This is a genomic window from Mesorhizobium sp. M1078, assembly GCF_040318615.1.
Lineage (GTDB): Bacteria > Pseudomonadota > Alphaproteobacteria > Rhizobiales > Rhizobiaceae > Mesorhizobium.
This window is the reverse complement of the sequence record NZ_JAMYMP010000006.1, coordinates 14,873-28,955: the sequence shown is the minus strand read 5'-3', so window position 1 is coordinate 28,955 and position 14,083 is coordinate 14,873. Positions and strand designations below refer to the sequence as shown.

At 64.1% G+C, this 14,083-nt stretch carries 17 protein-coding genes; 14 read left to right on the top strand and 3 right to left on the bottom strand.

Annotated features, from left to right (window positions below):
• Positions 1 to 21 precede the first annotated feature (21 nt).
• The 3 genes from NKH38_RS10600 to NKH38_RS10590 all read left to right on the top strand — a co-directional run bounded on the left by NKH38_RS10600 (position 22) and on the right by NKH38_RS10590 (position 2,703).
• Positions 22 to 1,650, top strand: a complete 1,629-nt coding sequence (locus tag NKH38_RS10600; protein WP_023688598.1) for a DNA alkylation response protein — start codon at positions 22 to 24, stop codon at positions 1,648 to 1,650.
• Positions 1,651 to 1,774: 124 nt separating this feature from the next.
• The gene (locus NKH38_RS10595) at positions 1,775 to 2,362 is read left to right on the top strand and encodes a hypothetical protein (RefSeq protein ID WP_023724363.1); all 588 of its coding nucleotides are present in this window, start codon (positions 1,775 to 1,777) and stop codon (positions 2,360 to 2,362) included.
• A complete protein-coding gene (locus NKH38_RS10590; RefSeq protein WP_023806088.1) occupies positions 2,362 to 2,703 on the top strand; it encodes a DUF6105 family protein in 342 nt (113 codons plus the stop codon). The genes NKH38_RS10595 and NKH38_RS10590 overlap by 1 nt, the downstream gene beginning before the upstream one ends.
• Here the strand turns inward: NKH38_RS10590 and ruvX are convergent.
• Positions 2,621 to 3,127 (bottom strand): Holliday junction resolvase RuvX, encoded by a 507-nt coding sequence (ruvX, locus tag NKH38_RS10585; RefSeq protein ID WP_352759871.1) that lies wholly within the window; start codon positions 3,125 to 3,127, stop codon positions 2,621 to 2,623. The two genes, NKH38_RS10590 and ruvX, sit on opposite strands and share 83 nt — an antisense overlap.
• A 163-nt stretch (positions 3,128 to 3,290) precedes the next feature.
• On the opposite strand from ruvX, the gene NKH38_RS10580 reads away from it, so the two are divergent.
• The 7 genes from NKH38_RS10580 (at position 3,291) to NKH38_RS10550 (ending at position 8,222) form a co-directional block, all read left to right on the top strand.
• On the top strand, positions 3,291 to 3,998 hold the full coding sequence (locus NKH38_RS10580) for a metal-dependent hydrolase (RefSeq protein WP_023684673.1): 708 nt from the start codon (positions 3,291 to 3,293) through the stop codon (positions 3,996 to 3,998).
• Positions 3,999 to 4,042: 44 nt separating this feature from the next.
• Positions 4,043 to 4,459, top strand: coding sequence for a hypothetical protein (locus tag NKH38_RS10575; RefSeq protein ID WP_023670998.1), 417 nt, complete (start codon positions 4,043 to 4,045; stop codon positions 4,457 to 4,459).
• A 110-nt stretch (positions 4,460 to 4,569) separates the two neighbouring features.
• Positions 4,570 to 4,857: an Asp-tRNA(Asn)/Glu-tRNA(Gln) amidotransferase subunit GatC gene (gene gatC, locus NKH38_RS10570; protein ID WP_023670999.1), complete on the top strand. Its 288-nt coding sequence runs from the start codon at positions 4,570 to 4,572 to the stop codon at positions 4,855 to 4,857.
• Between the two features lie 7 nt (positions 4,858 to 4,864).
• The gene (locus tag NKH38_RS10565; RefSeq protein WP_023706217.1) at positions 4,865 to 5,320 is read left to right on the top strand and encodes a GNAT family N-acetyltransferase; all 456 of its coding nucleotides are present in this window, start codon (positions 4,865 to 4,867) and stop codon (positions 5,318 to 5,320) included.
• Positions 5,320 to 6,885: an amidase gene (locus tag NKH38_RS10560; protein WP_023724367.1), complete on the top strand. Its 1,566-nt coding sequence runs from the start codon at positions 5,320 to 5,322 to the stop codon at positions 6,883 to 6,885. The genes NKH38_RS10565 and NKH38_RS10560 overlap by 1 nt, the downstream gene beginning before the upstream one ends.
• Position 6,886: 1 nt before the next feature.
• Positions 6,887 to 7,417 (top strand): hypothetical protein, encoded by a 531-nt coding sequence (locus NKH38_RS10555; RefSeq protein WP_023671002.1) that lies wholly within the window; start codon positions 6,887 to 6,889, stop codon positions 7,415 to 7,417.
• Positions 7,418 to 7,424: 7 nt separating this feature from the next.
• Entirely contained in the window at positions 7,425 to 8,222 is a 798-nt protein-coding gene (locus NKH38_RS10550) for a YdcF family protein (RefSeq protein WP_023693431.1), read from the top strand.
• On the opposite strand, the gene NKH38_RS10545 is transcribed toward NKH38_RS10550, so the two are convergent.
• Positions 8,171 to 8,914 carry a DUF599 domain-containing protein gene (locus tag NKH38_RS10545; RefSeq protein WP_023671004.1) on the bottom strand — a complete coding sequence of 248 codons (744 nt, stop codon included), beginning with the start codon at positions 8,912 to 8,914 and terminating at the stop codon, positions 8,171 to 8,173. The genes NKH38_RS10550 and NKH38_RS10545 overlap by 52 nt on opposite strands.
• A 272-nt stretch (positions 8,915 to 9,186) precedes the next feature.
• On the opposite strand from NKH38_RS10545, the gene NKH38_RS10540 reads away from it, so the two are divergent.
• The 4 genes from NKH38_RS10540 (at position 9,187) to NKH38_RS10525 (ending at position 12,639) form a co-directional block, all read left to right on the top strand.
• On the top strand, positions 9,187 to 10,590 hold the full coding sequence (locus tag NKH38_RS10540; protein ID WP_352759858.1) for an L-serine ammonia-lyase: 1,404 nt from the start codon (positions 9,187 to 9,189) through the stop codon (positions 10,588 to 10,590).
• 78 nt (positions 10,591 to 10,668) lie between these two features.
• Complete coding sequence (locus NKH38_RS10535) at positions 10,669 to 11,106, top strand: DUF1489 family protein (RefSeq protein WP_023688589.1); 438 nt, start codon at positions 10,669 to 10,671, stop codon at positions 11,104 to 11,106.
• A 103-nt stretch (positions 11,107 to 11,209) separates the two neighbouring features.
• A complete protein-coding gene (locus NKH38_RS10530; protein WP_352760238.1) occupies positions 11,210 to 11,941 on the top strand; it encodes a VWA domain-containing protein in 732 nt (243 codons plus the stop codon).
• Positions 11,941 to 12,639 carry a DnaJ domain-containing protein gene (locus NKH38_RS10525; RefSeq protein ID WP_023700739.1) on the top strand — a complete coding sequence of 233 codons (699 nt, stop codon included), beginning with the start codon at positions 11,941 to 11,943 and terminating at the stop codon, positions 12,637 to 12,639. The genes NKH38_RS10530 and NKH38_RS10525 overlap by 1 nt, the downstream gene beginning before the upstream one ends.
• Positions 12,640 to 12,685: 46 nt before the next feature.
• Here NKH38_RS10525 and NKH38_RS10520 read toward each other — a convergent pair whose 3' ends face one another.
• On the bottom strand, positions 12,686 to 14,083 hold the full coding sequence (locus NKH38_RS10520) for an SPOR domain-containing protein (RefSeq protein WP_502896584.1): 1,398 nt from the start codon (positions 14,081 to 14,083) through the stop codon (positions 12,686 to 12,688).

The following is a 14,083-nucleotide window of genomic DNA, read 5'->3' as shown; positions in this document are numbered from 1 at the left end:
CTACTTTCAGAAGGATTGGGCGTGACCGACGACGTGACCAACCAGCCGCCGCCGCTGACGGGCGGCAACGCCTGGCGGGGCGATCCGTTGCTGATCCAGCTTGCCGAGCGTTTTTCCGATCCGGTGCGCAAGGACCTCGACGGGCTTGGCCGGTTCGTCCTGACGCAGGAGGCGCAGGAACTGGCTCGCCTCGCCAATGTCGAGACGCCGAAGCTCCGCACGCATGACCGTCAGGGCCGGCGCATCGACCTCGTCGAATTCCATCCGGCCTATCATGCGCTGATGCGCCGCTCGGTTGCCGGCGGCCTGCATTCCTCGATCTGGGAAAACGGCGATAGCGAGATCGGCCGTCGCCATCAGGTGCGCGCCGCGCGTTTCTACCTGACCGCCGAACTCGAGACCGGGCATCTCTGCCCCATCACCATGACCAGCGCTTCGCTGGCCGCCCTGATGGCCAGCCCAAAGCTGTTTCGCGAATGGGCGCCGCGCGTGACGACGCGCAAATACGACCAGAGTCAGAAGCCGCCGGTCGACAAGACCGGGCTGACGCTCGGCATGGGCATGACCGAAAAGCAGGGCGGCACCGACGTGCGCGCCAACACCACACGGGCCGAACGCGCCGGCAGCGGCTTTTATCGCCTCACCGGCCACAAATGGTTCATGTCGGCGCCGATGTCGGACGCTTTTCTCGTGCTTGGACAGGCGCCGGAAGGGCTTTCCTGTTTTCTCGTCCCGCGCATCCTCGGCGACGGTTCCGGCAACGGCTTCCGCTTTCAGCGGCTGAAGGACAAGCTCGGCAACCGCTCCAACGCCTCATCGGAGGTAGAGTTCGTCAACGCCATCGGCGAGATGGTCGGCGAGCCCGGCGCCGGCATAAAGACGATCATGGACATGGTCACGCTGACCCGGCTCGACTGCGCCGTCGCCTCGTCGGCAATCATGCGAGCGGGGCTGGCTGAGGCCGTGCATCACGCCCGTCACCGCCAGGTGGCCGGCTCGACGCTGATCGAACAGCCGCTGATGCAGCGCGTGCTGGCGGACATGGCGCTCGATGTCGCCGCCGCCACGGCACTCTCGTTCCGACTGGCGCGCTCCTTCGACGAGGCTGCCGGCGACCGCGGCGAGGCTGCTTTTGCCCGCGCCATGACCCCGGTGGTCAAATACTGGGTCTGCAAGATCGCGCCGCCACTGCTCTATGAGGCGATGGAGTGCCTCGGCGGCAATGGCTATGTCGAGGAAGCGCCGCTCGCCCGCTACTACCGCGAAGCCCCGGTCAATGCGATCTGGGAGGGCTCAGGCAATGTCATGGCGCTCGACGTGCTGCGCGTGCTCGGCCGCGCGCCCGGCCTGTTCGAGGAGGTGCTGGCCGGCATCGACCGCGATCTCGGCGCCGGCGGACGCGGAACCATTGGCGTGCTCAAGGCGGCCATGCAGGTCGCCGGCACCGATGAGGGGTCGGCCCGCCTGCTGACCGAACAGCTGGCGCTGTCGGCGGCAGCTGCGGAATTGCGCCGGCTGGGGGCAGGGCGGATTGCGGACGCCTTCGTCGAGACGCGGCTCGCCGGCCAGTGGCGCAACACCTATGGCATGCTCGATTCGCGCCACGATGCGCGCATGATCGTCGACACGCTCTATCCGCCGGTGAATTGAGGGCCTTCCGCCAGTCCGTGAACGAATTTGCCTGCCTGTGGACAGCCGTTAACCTTAACGAATGGTTTCCGTTGCAGCCGCAGGCCGCAGACCCCACTGTCTTTGTCACCAAAGCAGGAATGCCATGCGGCACATTTTGACGTCCTTTCTGGCCTTGCACTGGGCGCTGGTTTTCGCCCTGCTGGCGTTCATCTGTGTCGATGGAAACCGCGGCGTTGCGGGCGCTCTGGGCGTGCTCGGCGTCGTCGTGGAAAACACTCGTCTGGCCGATCTCGACAATGCTGCCGTCGTGGCGCCGCTGGCCATCGCCTTGCTGGTCGTGGCGGTGCTGTTTTGCTGGGTCTTCGTCGAGAGCCTGGTTAACGCCGCAGCGAGCCCGGACGGAGCCGACAGTGTGGCGCGGACCGCCTTCATTTCGGCATCCGCGGTGTTGTCGCTCATCCTGGTCGGCGGCGCGGCGCGAGGCATCAACGGCCTGTTTTTGGTTGTCGCCGTGCAATTGGCGGCACTTCTGGCCTCCTATGTCGCCATGCTGGCCGAGCGGAGGTCGGTCTTCGCCGTCATGGTTTCGCGGGAGGCAGAGAGTCGCGCCACCGCACATGCCATGGCCAAGGGTGCCGCGCACGGCTCCTTGCTGTCGCGCATTTCCGGCCGTCCGGACATTGGTCCCAGCGGTCCCAGAGGCGGCTCCAGCCGCAGGGACGGTCACTGATGCGCACGCTGTTCGCATTGTGGGCCGCGCCACTCGCTCTGTTCTGGGGCTGGTTCTTCCTGTCGCTCAACGACATCAATTTCGGCTACGTCATGCTCAGCCGGCAGCTGCATGATTTCGTGTTCCAGCTCTACGGGCAGATGCTGGGCATCGATCCGGCGATCATTCCGGGCATGGTGGCAAGGGCCTGCGTCTTTGACGGCTTCCTGCTGATGGCATTGTGGGCGTTTCGCCGCCGCCGCAACATCATGGCCTGGGTCAGGCGGCAGGCGGGGAATCCGGTTGCGTCCGATCGCGTGGGTCAAGCGACTGGAGCCGGTCCAGAACTCCCTGCAGAATAAAGGCCGCAGCCGCCGAATCGATCTTGCCGGCGCGCTTTCGGCGCGAGAAATCCATCTCGATCAGCGTCCGCTCCGCCGCCACCGTCGACAGCCGCTCGTCCCACAGCACGAAGGGCAGTTCGGTTATGCCTGCCATGCTGCGCACGAAGGCGCGCGACTTCTGGGCGCGGGAACCTTCCGAACCGTCCATGTTGATGGGAAGACCGAGTACAAACGCACCGACATTGTCCTTCTGCAGCTGCGCGAGCAGCGCTGCCGCATCCAGCGAAAACTTTTTGCGCAGGATGACCGGGCGCGGATGGGCGAAGGACAAGCCGCGGTCGGAAACGGCGACACCGATCGTCTTGTCGCCGAGGTCGAGCCCGGCCAGCGTCCTGCCGCCTTCCAGCCGTGCCGGCAGATCCTCGATTGCTATGATGCCCAACGGCTTTCCCCACCAGCGTTACCGTGACCCAGTCTATCGCGACCCAGACTTGCCGTCACAAAGAGCGCGACACGTTCTTTTGAACCGCGAGCACACTATGTCACTTTAATTTTGCTGCCGGCGTTCTATCTTCCGGCGCAACCAAAATCGAGGAACACGATCGATGAAATTGACCTGGTACGGACATTCCGCCTTCCGCGTCGAGACATCAGGCGCGACCATCCTGATCGACCCCTATCTCGTCGGCAACCCATCATGGACGAGCGGCTGGGAGGGGCCGGCGGAAGGCGTCACCCATGTGCTTCTGACCCACGGCCACAGTGACCATGTCAGCGGCGCGGTGGAGGTGCTGAAGAAGAGCGGCGCCCAGCTGGTCGCCAATTACGAGATCTGCATGTACCTGGTCGGCAAGGGCGTCGACGGCAAGAAGATCAATCCCGGCAATCATGGCGGCACCGTCGATTGCGGTGCCTTCACCACCACATTCGTGCAGGCACTGCATTCCTCGTCGTTTGGGCTCGATGGCGGCCAGAACGTCTACCTCGGCAATCCCAACGGGCTGGTCCTGCATTTCCCGGAGGACAAGACGCTCTACCATATGGGCGACACCGACATCTTCTCCGATATGGCGCTGATCGAGGAATTGCATGAGCCGAAGATCGGCCTCGTGCCGGTCGGCGACCGCTTCACCATGGGCGGCGCGGTGGCGGCCCTGGCCTGCCGGCGCTTCTTCCACTTCGACACGGTCGTTCCCTGCCATTTCGGCACCTTCCCGATCATCGACGCGACGGCGGAGAAGTTCGTGGCCGGCCTCGAAGGGTCAGGTGTCGACGTAGCCTTGCCAGCGATCGGCCAAACGATCACACTATAGAGCGATCGTTGAAACGATCCCTTGTCGCAAAGGGGAATTAAACCATGGGTTTGAGAGAGACTCTTTGCGTTTCGATGCTGGTCGCTGCGTCGCCCGCATCCGCCGCCGAGGACTTCATCAAGGGCGTTTACCTCCAGACCCAGGAGCTTTGCGCGCAAGCCAAAAAGGACACGCTGCAGACGCTGATTGACACCGGCAATGTCATCTTGTCGGCGGACGGCCTGCAAAGCGTCGAGTATAATTGCGAGTTCGTCCAGGTCACCAAGGCGACGCGCTCGCCGAGCTGGGCGGTCACTGCCATCTGCCAGGAGCCGGGCTTTCTCTTTCCCGATATACTGTCGATCACGCAGATGAACGCGACCCAAATCGACATCGTCTCGGTGCGCCCGACCGCCGACGAAGGCGAGCAGGCCGGCAATGGCGGCAGCTATTATCTGTGCGAGGGTGTATCGCTGCCCTAGGTTGAAATGCCGCCCTGGCATGAACGGGCTCTATCCCCAAGCACGATCGATGTTGCGCGGCACGCGCCACGCCGCTATAGCGCCATCTGGTTTTCCCAAAGGCTAAAGACATGTCCGTTGATCTGCAAACCGTGAAGCGCGTCGCGCGTCTCGCCCGCATTGCGGTGAGCGAGGAGGATGCCGAGCGCATGACCGGCGAGCTGAACGCCATTCTGGGCTTTGTCGAGCAGCTGAACGAGGTCGATGTCTCCGGCGTCGAACCGATGACATCGGTGACGCCGATGGAGATGAAGAAGCGCCAAGACATCGTCACCGACGGCAACAAGGCTGCCGATATCGTCGCCAACGCGCCGGCCACTGACGAGAATTTCTTCCTCGTGCCGAAGGTCGTGGAGTAGGCGGCCGATGGCAATCGAGATCGCCATCGAAACGCCGCTGCAGGACGATGTCCGCGCTTTGGTCGAGGAGCTCAACGCGACGCTGCTCGAACTGACGCCGCCGGAGCATTGCTACCATCTGACGGTCGAGCAGATGGCTGGCGACGACACCACCGTCTTTATCGCCCGCGACGACGGGCAAGCCATCGGTTGCGGCGCGCTGAAGCGCCATGACGCCCGCGTCGGTGAGGTCAAGCGCATGTACACGCGGCCCTCGCATCGCGGCAGGAAGATCGGCGCCAAGATCGTCGAGCATGTCGAAACGCTGGCGCGCAGCGAAGGGCTGAAGCGCCTGGTGCTTGAAACCGGCGACCGCCATCCCGCCGCCTGGACCGTCTACGAACGCGCCGGCTTCTCGCGCTGCGGGCCGGTGCTGGATTATCCCGATTCCGAGTGGTCGGTGTTTTACGAAAAGAGCCTTTGATGAGCGAACTGACCCATCTGACGATTTCGCAGGCGCGCGCCAAGCTGCGCGCCAAGGAGATTTCGGCCGTCGAAATCACCGAGGCCTATCTCGGTGCCATCGAGCGCGCCAATCCGGTGCTCAATGCCTACATCGTCGTCACCGGCGACAAGGCGCGCGATATGGCCAAAGCTTCCGACGCCAGGCTCGCCAAGGGCCATGGCGGTGCGCTGGAAGGCATCCCGCTCGGCATCAAGGACCTGTTCGGCACCGAAGGTATCCACACCCAGGCCTGCAGCCATGTGCTCGACGGCTTCAAGCCGCGCTACGAATCGACCGTCACCGCCAATCTGTGGGCAGACGGCGCCGTCATGCTGGGCAAGCTTAACATGGACGAGTTCGCCATGGGCTCGTCCAACGAGACCTCCTATTACGGCCCTGTCGTCAATCCATGGCGGCGTTCGCGCCTCGACACGGTGGTGATGCCGACCACGCATCAGGGCGATGGCGGTTTCGTTTCGGCCGGCGGCACCAAGACCGCGCGCACGCTGGACAATGCCCAACTGGTGCCGGGGGGCTCGTCGGGGGGCTCGGCTTCCGCCGTCTCGGCTTTCCTGTGCGCCGGCGCCACCGCCACCGACACCGGCGGCTCGATCCGCCAGCCAGCCGCCTTCACCGGCACCGTCGGCATCAAGCCGACCTATGGCCGCTGCTCGCGCTGGGGCATCGTCGCCTTCGCTTCGTCGCTCGATCAGGCGGGCCCGATCGCCCGGGACGTGCGCGATGCCGCGATCATGCTGAAGTCCATGGCCTCGGTCGACGCCAAGGACACCACTTCCGTCGACCGGCCGGTGCCGGATTACGAGGCGGCGATCGGCAAACCGATCAGGGGCATGAAGGTCGGCATTCCCCGGGAATACCGCGTCGACGGCATGCCGGAAGAGATCGAGGCGCTGTGGCAGAAGGGCATTGCCTGGCTCAGGGATGCCGGCGCCGAGATCGTCGACATTTCGCTGCCGCACACCAAATATGCTTTGCCGGCTTATTATATCGTAGCGCCTGCCGAAGCGTCATCCAATCTGGCGCGCTATGACGGCGTCCGCTATGGCTTGCGCGTGCCGGGCCAGGACATTGTCGACATGTACGAAAAGACCCGGGCCGCCGGGTTCGGTCAAGAGGTCAAGCGTCGCATCATGATCGGCACCTATGTGCTGTCGGCAGGCTATTACGATGCCTACTATCTGCAGGCGCAGAAGGTGCGCAATTTGATCAAGCGCGACTTCGAGACGGTTTTTGCCGACGGCGTCGACGTCATCCTGACGCCGGCGACGCCGTCGGCCGCCTTCGGCATCGCTGACGAGGACATGGCCGCCGATCCGGTCAAAATGTACCTCAACGACATTTTCACGGTGACCGTGAACATGGCCGGACTGCCGGGCATTGCCGTGCCTGCCGGCCTCGATGCCAAGGGCCTGCCGCTCGGCCTGCAGCTGATTGGCCGTCCCTTCGACGAGGAAACCCTGTTCCAGACAGCCGCCGTCATCGAGCAGGCGGCGGGAACCTTCCAGCCGGAGAAGTGGTGGTAGCATGCCGCCTCCGTCTCGCATTTCCATCGTCGAGACGGGAAACGAACTGCTGATCACGAACCCGCCACGCACCTCGGATTTCAGGACAGTCTTTGTCCTGATCGGGGCCGCGATCGTCGCCTACACCGGCTACATGGGATTGACGGATATGTCGTCCGCAACGCTCACCAGCGGCACGCTCGGTCTGCTGTCCTTCGTGGCGGTCATTGCCCTCTTCACCTATTTCCTGGGCAAGGATTTCATCTGGCGGGTGTTCGGCAGGGAAACCCTGCGGCTGACCGACACTGCAGCCGTGCGCTCGGTGAGGGGTTCCTTGCGAAATCGGTGGTCACTGCCTTTGAAAGGGCATCTTAGGGTCGAAATCCTCGACCATACCTATCCCACGGACGAAGTGGGACTGTCGGAAGTCATCAGCTTGACCAACGCGAACGGCGTCCTTGTTTTCGGCAGGGAGTTAAGCCGCCTCGAAGCGGAAGCGGTAGCGAGTGCGGTCGAGCACTTCACCGGCCGTCACAATTTGAGCTGGAGATAGGCAGGCAATGTTCTTCTATCTCTCCAAGGTATTCTGGTTCTTCGTCCAACCACTCAACCTGGCGATCTTCCTGCTGCTTGCCGGCTTGCTCGCGGCGCTGATCGGCCGCCGGCGATTGGCGGCGACGGGCAGTGTGTTCGCCTTCCTGATTCTGGCGCTGTCGGCCTGGACGTCGCTTGGCGCCATGATGCTCAATCCGCTCGAAGAGCGCTTCCCAAAGCCGCCGCTGCCGCGGAAGGTCGACGGCATTGTCGTGCTCGGCGGCGGCTTCGAGGGCGCCATCAACTTGGCGCGCGGCGGCTATGAGCTGAATTCCGGCGGCGACCGCATGGTCGAGGCGGCGATCCTTGCCCGGCGCTTTCCCGAGGCGAAAGTGGTTATCTCGGGCGGCACCGGTGAACTGTTCATCGATGGCGAGGGGGATGCGGCCACCGCGCCGCGGCTGCTCGGTGCGCTTGGCGTCGACGCCGATCGCCTGATGCTCGAGAGCAAATCCCGCAACACCTATGAGAATGCCGTCTTCACCAAGGAACTGGTAACGCCGAAATCGGGCGAAACCTGGCTGCTGGTGACCTCCGCCTTCCACATGCCGCGCGCCAAGGCGCTGTTCGACAAGGCCGGCTTTCACACGGTCCCGTGGCCGGTCGACTATCGCACCTCGGGCAAGGAAGGCTTTGGCCTGTTTCGCGACAACGCACCCGATTCGCTGCAGACCACGACCATGGCGATCCGCGAGTGGATCGGGCTCGCCGCCTATTGGCTGTCGGGCCGGATCGACCAGCTTTTCCCCGGCCCGGGCGGCTGACCGATCACGGCTTGCCTTGCGGCGGAAAAGAACTGACGCCGCACCAGCACTGCCAGTAGCAGCAGCGTCGACAGCACGAACACGATCGGGTCGACGAACCAGCCGAGATAGCCGATCGAGAAGAACACCGCGCGCAGGCCTGAATTGAAATGCTTGCCGGCCAGCATGTTCATGCGCGCCGCGCGCCACACCGCCGTTTCGCTGACCGGGTTGCGTGACGCCTCGCCATAGGGGATCGGCACCGCGCCGATCAGGATCGTGCAGTAGTTGAAGAGACGGTAGGCCCAGCCGAACTTGAAGAAGGCGAAGGCCAGGATCAGGACCAGACCAAAGACCTTGATCTGAAAGGCGGAGCGCGATGAGGTCGCGTTCAACGGCAGGTCGTTCAGCACGGCAAGGACCTGATCCGAGGCGCCAAGCAGCGCGAAACAGCCACCGAGCGCAATCAGCGAACTGGAGGCGAAAAAGGCGGTGCCTTGCTGCAGGCCGCTCATGATGGCGGTGTCGACGATGCGGATTTCGCGCTCGGCCATGGTGCGCATCCAGGCCTCGCGCTGCACGTTCATGGCCATCGTCAACGACACCCGGCTGACCAGTCTGCCGTCGGACGCCAGCGTATGCAGCAACCATGCGAGCAGGAAAAAAGCCAGCGCCGCCAGATCAGCCGTCGACAGATGGAAAGAATCGCCCATGCCCCCTTTTACCACAGGCAAAGCGGTCAGTTCGATGCTCCAAAGCATGTCGCCCAGAAGTGAGCTGCGGTTCTGGGACAACCACATGTATTAAAACAGGAACTTAAAGCGCGTCGCATGAATCCGTTTCAGCGCGACGCGCTTTCAGCCGGGGATGTCGCGGCCGGAGCAAACAAGGTCGGCAGGTGCAGCGCCGCAATCCGCAAAACAGCACAAACATCATGGAAAGTCCTATATGTAGGTCTTGATCCCATTCCCGGAGACGGCGCAGCGTGTTTCTTTCGGTTTTCGACTTGTTCAAGATCGGCATCGGACCGTCGAGTTCGCACACGATGGGACCGATGACGGCGGCGCGGCGGTTTCTCGACGAGATCGCCGGCGATGACTGGCCGCGCCCGGCCGGCGTCAAGGTCGATCGCATTGGCGCCAGCCTGCACGGCTCGCTCGCCTATACCGGTATCGGCCATGGCTCGGATCGCGCCGTTGTCCTCGGACTTGCTGGCCTGACACCGCAGACGGTCGATCCCGATCAGGCCGAGGGAATCGCCACGCGCATCGCCGCCGAGAAGCGGATATCGCCACGCGGCCATCCCTCCTATCGCTTCGACCCGGCGACGGATCTGGTGCTCGACCGCAAGACGCCGCTCACCGGCCACGCCAACGGCATGGCCTTCTACGCTTACGATGCCGGCGACCGGCTGCTGCTCAAGCGCATCTATTATTCCATCGGCGGCGGCTTCGTGGTGTCCGAGGAAGAGCTGCAGCGGATGAAGGTCAAGGGCTCGGTGACCACAGAAGGCAAGAAGGTGCCCTATCCCTTCAAGAACGCCGTCGAGATGCTGAAGATGGCAGGCAAAAGCGGCCTGTCTATCGCCGACATGAAGCGCGTCAATGAAGAGACGCATATGTCGCGCGAGGAGCTCGACAGCGGCCTTGATGCGATCTGGGGCGCCATGAAGGGCTGCATCGACCGCGGCCTGTCGCAGGACGGCATCATGCCGGGCGGGCTGAAAGTGCGCCGTCGTGCCCGCATGCTGCACGACAAGCTGCAGGAGCAATGGCAGCAGAACAAGCCCAACCCTTTGCTGGCCAATGACTGGCTGTCGATCTACGCCATGGCGGTGAACGAAGAGAACGCCGCCGGTGGACGCGTCGTCACCGCGCCGACCAATGGCGCGGCCGGCACATTGCCGGCGGTGCTGCGTTACTGGCTGCATTTCCACCCCGAGGCTGACCAGCCGAGCATCCGCGACTTCCTGCTCACGGCGGCCGCCGTCGGCGGCATCATCAAGACCAATGCCTCGATCTCCGGCGCCGAGGTCGGCTGCCAGGGCGAGGTCGGCTCGGCCTCGGCGATGGCTGCCGCGGGTCTCTGCGCCGTCATGGGCGGCACGCCCGAGCAGGTCGAGAACGCCGCCGAAATCGCGCTCGAACATCATCTCGGCATGACTTGCGATCCGGTCGGCGGTCTGGTCCAGGTGCCTTGCATCGAGCGCAATGCGCTCGGCGCCGTCAAGGCGGTCACCGCCGCCTCTCTGGCGATCAAAGGCGACGGCGTCCATTTCGTGCCGCTCGACGCCGCGATCGAAACAATGCGCCAGACGGGCCTCGACATGAACGAGAAGTACAAGGAAACCAGCCTTGGTGGGCTCGCCGTCAATGTCGTGGAATGCTGACCGCGCAACGCCACTGGCACTGTGGAGAAGTCGGGCAGGGCCGTTGACGCAATCGCGCGCCGGACTAAACCTTAAGCGATGGCACTCAATCTCCTAAAACTGTGCGTCGGTTGCGACAGCGTCGAGGACCTCGAAGAATGGATCGCCTTTCGCGTCGATGAGCGCCGCCGCGCCGGCGAACCCGCCGAGCACTGGCACACCACCCGCATGGTGCCGGCGCGCGGCGCCGAGGTCACCGATGGCGGTTCGCTTTATTGGGTGATCAAGGGCAGCGTGCAATGCCGCCAGCTGATCACTGATATCAGGCCCTTCACCGACGACGAAGGCATCGGCCGTTGCCGCCTGATGCTCGACCTCGACGTCGTGCGCACCGACTGGCAGCCGCGCCGCGCCTTCCAGGGCTGGCGTTATCTCAAACCGTCGGATGCGCCCGCAGATTTCGGCAAGGGCAAGGCCGGAATGGTCGAGATGCCGCCGAAACTGAAGCGCGAGCTCGCCGATCTGGGCTTGCTGTAGAGCCAAGGGCGCGGCCGCTTCTCCCAGAGCGTCGAGCGCTGGCCCTTCATCTTGTCCAAGGCTGGACTTGCAAGGGGCTCGACAACGCCACATCTTGCTTCTTATGAGCGACAAGAAGCAGCGCGTGCCCGCAAGGGCCAGTCCTGCGCCGGTCAAGCCTCAATCCAATGCCGGCGAGATCGACGCCTTCATCCGTCAGGCCCGGACGCTTGCCGCGTCCGCGACCGGCTCCGGGCGGCTGATCCTTGCGCTCGACGCCACGATGAGCCGCCAGCCGACCTGGGATCTCGCCACCAAGCTGCAGGGCGAAATGTTTGGCGCCGTCGGCAAGGCCGGAACTCTCAGCGTCCAACTGGCCTATTTTCGCGGGTTGGGCGAGTGCCGCTCGTCGGCTTTTGTCGCCGACACCAATGCCCTGAAGCAGCTGATGACGCGGATCGACTGCCGTGCCGGCCACACCCAGATCGGCAAGGTGCTGGCGCATGCGCTGAAGGAAACGGCGGCGGCCAAGGTCAATGCTCTGGTCTATATCGGGGACGCCATGGAAGAGGATATCGACGACCTGGCGCAGAAGGCCGGCAGCCTCGGTCTGCACGGCGCTCCCGTCTTCGTCTTCCAGGAAGGCCATGATCCCGGCGCAGAAAAGGCGTTCAAGGAGATTGCGCGGCTGTCCAAAGGGGCTTGGTTCCGATTTGATCGGCGGGCCGCCGCGACCTTGGCCGGGCTGCTTTCGGCGGTCGCCGTCTATGCGACGGGTGGATTGAAGGCGCTCGAGGCAAGGGACAGGCCGGGAGACCGGCTGCTGATCGAGCATCTCAGGGGCGGCGGGAATTGATGGGCGCTATCATTGCACTTGTTGCACTGTTTCTGGTGCTGCTCGGCGCGGCGACGATCTTTGTCCGCGCCGATGCGCAAAAACTGGCAAGCGGCATGCGCACGCTCGGGCCGGTGCTTCTGGCGCTGGTCGGGCTCGCCGTGCTGGTGGTCGGGCGCGAAGGCATTGCCGGCCTCATTCTGGCCGCGGCCCTTGCCTGGTACGGTTCGATGCGAATGAAGCGGCCGTCGGTCGGGCCGGCGCCCGGCAAGCGCTCGACGGTGCGGACCGCCGCACTGGAAATGGAGCTTGATCACGATACGGGCGGGCTTGAAGGCCTGGTTCTGGCCGGCCGCCATGAAGGCAAGATGCTGGGCGCGATGGGCCTGGCCGAGCTGCAGCAGCTTTACCGCGAACTCCCCGGCGACCCGGAGAGCCGCCAGCTCCTAGAGACGTATCTTGACGGCCGTTTTCCCGTCTGGCGCAAAGACGCTGAGGCGAACGGTGGCGAAGGGCTGGGTGTTGCGCCAGGTGCGGGCGCCATGACTAAGGAGGAGGCCTACAAGATCCTTGGTCTTGAAGCGGGGGCCGCCGCGGCGGATGTCCGCAAGGCGCACCGCCGCCTGATGCAGCGCCTGCACCCCGACATCGGCGGCACGTCTTTCCTGGCGGCGCGGATCAACGAAGCCAAGGACGTCTTGCTCTCCAATCACAACTAGTCTCCTTCGACGCAGTAAATTTCCGGGAGATGGTTCCGACGCCGCCCTACTGTTGGACGGCGTAGCAGGCGATTTTCTTTTTCTTCAGGGCATTGCAGGCATTCCAGGCCGCGTCCTTCGAGCGGAAGCCGCCGAACCGGGCGCGGTAATAGGTCTCGCCATCCTTTTCGAAGGCGACGGTGAAACCGGAAGCAGCCCCAAGAACTTTGGGCGCCAGCTTGGCGGTCTTGTCGAGGAAAGCCTGGGCTTCGGACTGCTTGGGCGACGACGCCACCTGCACCGCCCAACCAGCCGGCACCGAGGCCGTGTTGACCGGGTCGACCGCCTGTGGGGATACAGGCGTGGGTTCGGCATAGGCAGCCACAATCTGCGCAGTTTCGACCTTCGGCGCCGTCACGATGACGGTCTTGACCTTCCTGGTCTTGACGACGGGGGCGGGCTCTTCGACCGCGGCCACCGTCTGTTCGTCGGCAGACTGGCCTTCAGCAGACTGCTCGTCAGCGGATGTCGGATCGTCATTGGACGCTACGGCATCGTCTTCAACGATCGGCTTGCCATCCGGCGTCGTCGGCGCGTCATGCTTGGGCAGGAAGACCTTGGCCAGCGCCTTGGCCGGATTGTCGCCGCCGGCCTTGGCGACCAGGGCGCCGCCGCCGCGGGTCGATGCGCGCGGCATGTAGGCGTTGATCAGGCCGGCCATCTGGTTGTCGCGGCTGCGCCCCGAAGTGCCGCCCATGACGACGGCGACGAGGCGGCGGTTGCCATCCGAAACCGACGAGACGAGGTTGAAGCCGGAGGCGCGGGTATAGCCGGTCTTGATGCCGTCGACGCCCTTGATGCGGCCGAGCAGACGGTTGTGGCCATTGATGCGCTGGCGGCCGTAAAGGAAGGAGCGCTGCGAGAAATAGCCGTAATACTGCGGATAATGTTCCCTGAGCGCTATGCCGAGCATCGCCATGTCGTGGGCGGTTGTGAACTGGCCGGGATCGGGCAGGCCGTTGGCATTGCGAAACACGGTGCCGTCCATGCCGAGCGCGCGCGCCTTGGCGGTCATCATGCGGGCGAAATTGCTTTCGCTGCCGCCGAGCAGTTCGCCGAGCGCGGTCGCCGAATCATTGGCCGACTTGGTCACCATCGACAGGATGGCGGTCTCGACCGAAACCGCTCCGCCCGCCTTGACGCCGAGCTTGGTCGGCGGTTCGGCCGCCGCTTTGGCCGAGAACGGCACGGGCGTGTTCCTGCTGATCCGGCCCTTCGCCATGGCCTCGAAGGTCAGATAGAGCGTCATCATCTTGGTCAGCGACGCCGGGTAGCGCCGGCCGTTGGCATCGGACGAATAAAGCACCTTGCCGGTCTTGGCGTCGACGACGATCGCCGAAGACCTGGCGGCCATCGAGGACGCGGCATCCGCAACGACAAATGACATCGCCAAAGCGAGGATCAT

What these genes read in the sequence shown, in the direction of transcription:
- NKH38_RS10595 (WP_023724363.1), top strand. Translation starts at nt 1,775, where the DNA reads ATGCGGCACATTTTGACGTCCTTTCTGGCCTTGCACTGGGCGCTGGTT.
- NKH38_RS10590 (WP_023806088.1), top strand. Translation starts at nt 2,362, where the DNA reads ATGCGCACGCTGTTCGCATTGTGGGCCGCGCCACTCGCTCTGTTCTGG.
- NKH38_RS10580 (WP_023684673.1), top strand. Translation starts at nt 3,291, where the DNA reads ATGAAATTGACCTGGTACGGACATTCCGCCTTCCGCGTCGAGACATCA.
- NKH38_RS10575 (WP_023670998.1), top strand. Translation starts at nt 4,043, where the DNA reads ATGGGTTTGAGAGAGACTCTTTGCGTTTCGATGCTGGTCGCTGCGTCG.
- gatC (WP_023670999.1), top strand. Translation starts at nt 4,570, where the DNA reads ATGTCCGTTGATCTGCAAACCGTGAAGCGCGTCGCGCGTCTCGCCCGC.
- NKH38_RS10565 (WP_023706217.1), top strand. Translation starts at nt 4,865, where the DNA reads ATGGCAATCGAGATCGCCATCGAAACGCCGCTGCAGGACGATGTCCGC.
- NKH38_RS10560 (WP_023724367.1), top strand. Translation starts at nt 5,320, where the DNA reads ATGAGCGAACTGACCCATCTGACGATTTCGCAGGCGCGCGCCAAGCTG.
- NKH38_RS10555 (WP_023671002.1), top strand. Translation starts at nt 6,887, where the DNA reads ATGCCGCCTCCGTCTCGCATTTCCATCGTCGAGACGGGAAACGAACTG.
- NKH38_RS10550 (WP_023693431.1), top strand. Translation starts at nt 7,425, where the DNA reads ATGTTCTTCTATCTCTCCAAGGTATTCTGGTTCTTCGTCCAACCACTC.
- NKH38_RS10545 (WP_023671004.1), bottom strand. Translation starts at nt 8,914, where the DNA reads ATGGGCGATTCTTTCCATCTGTCGACGGCTGATCTGGCGGCGCTGGCT.
- NKH38_RS10535 (WP_023688589.1), top strand. Translation starts at nt 10,669, where the DNA reads ATGGCACTCAATCTCCTAAAACTGTGCGTCGGTTGCGACAGCGTCGAG.
- NKH38_RS10530 (WP_352760238.1), top strand. Translation starts at nt 11,210, where the DNA reads ATGAGCGACAAGAAGCAGCGCGTGCCCGCAAGGGCCAGTCCTGCGCCG.
- NKH38_RS10525 (WP_023700739.1), top strand. Translation starts at nt 11,941, where the DNA reads ATGGGCGCTATCATTGCACTTGTTGCACTGTTTCTGGTGCTGCTCGGC.
- NKH38_RS10520 (WP_502896584.1), bottom strand. Translation starts at nt 14,083, where the DNA reads ATGATCCTCGCTTTGGCGATGTCATTTGTCGTTGCGGATGCCGCGTCC.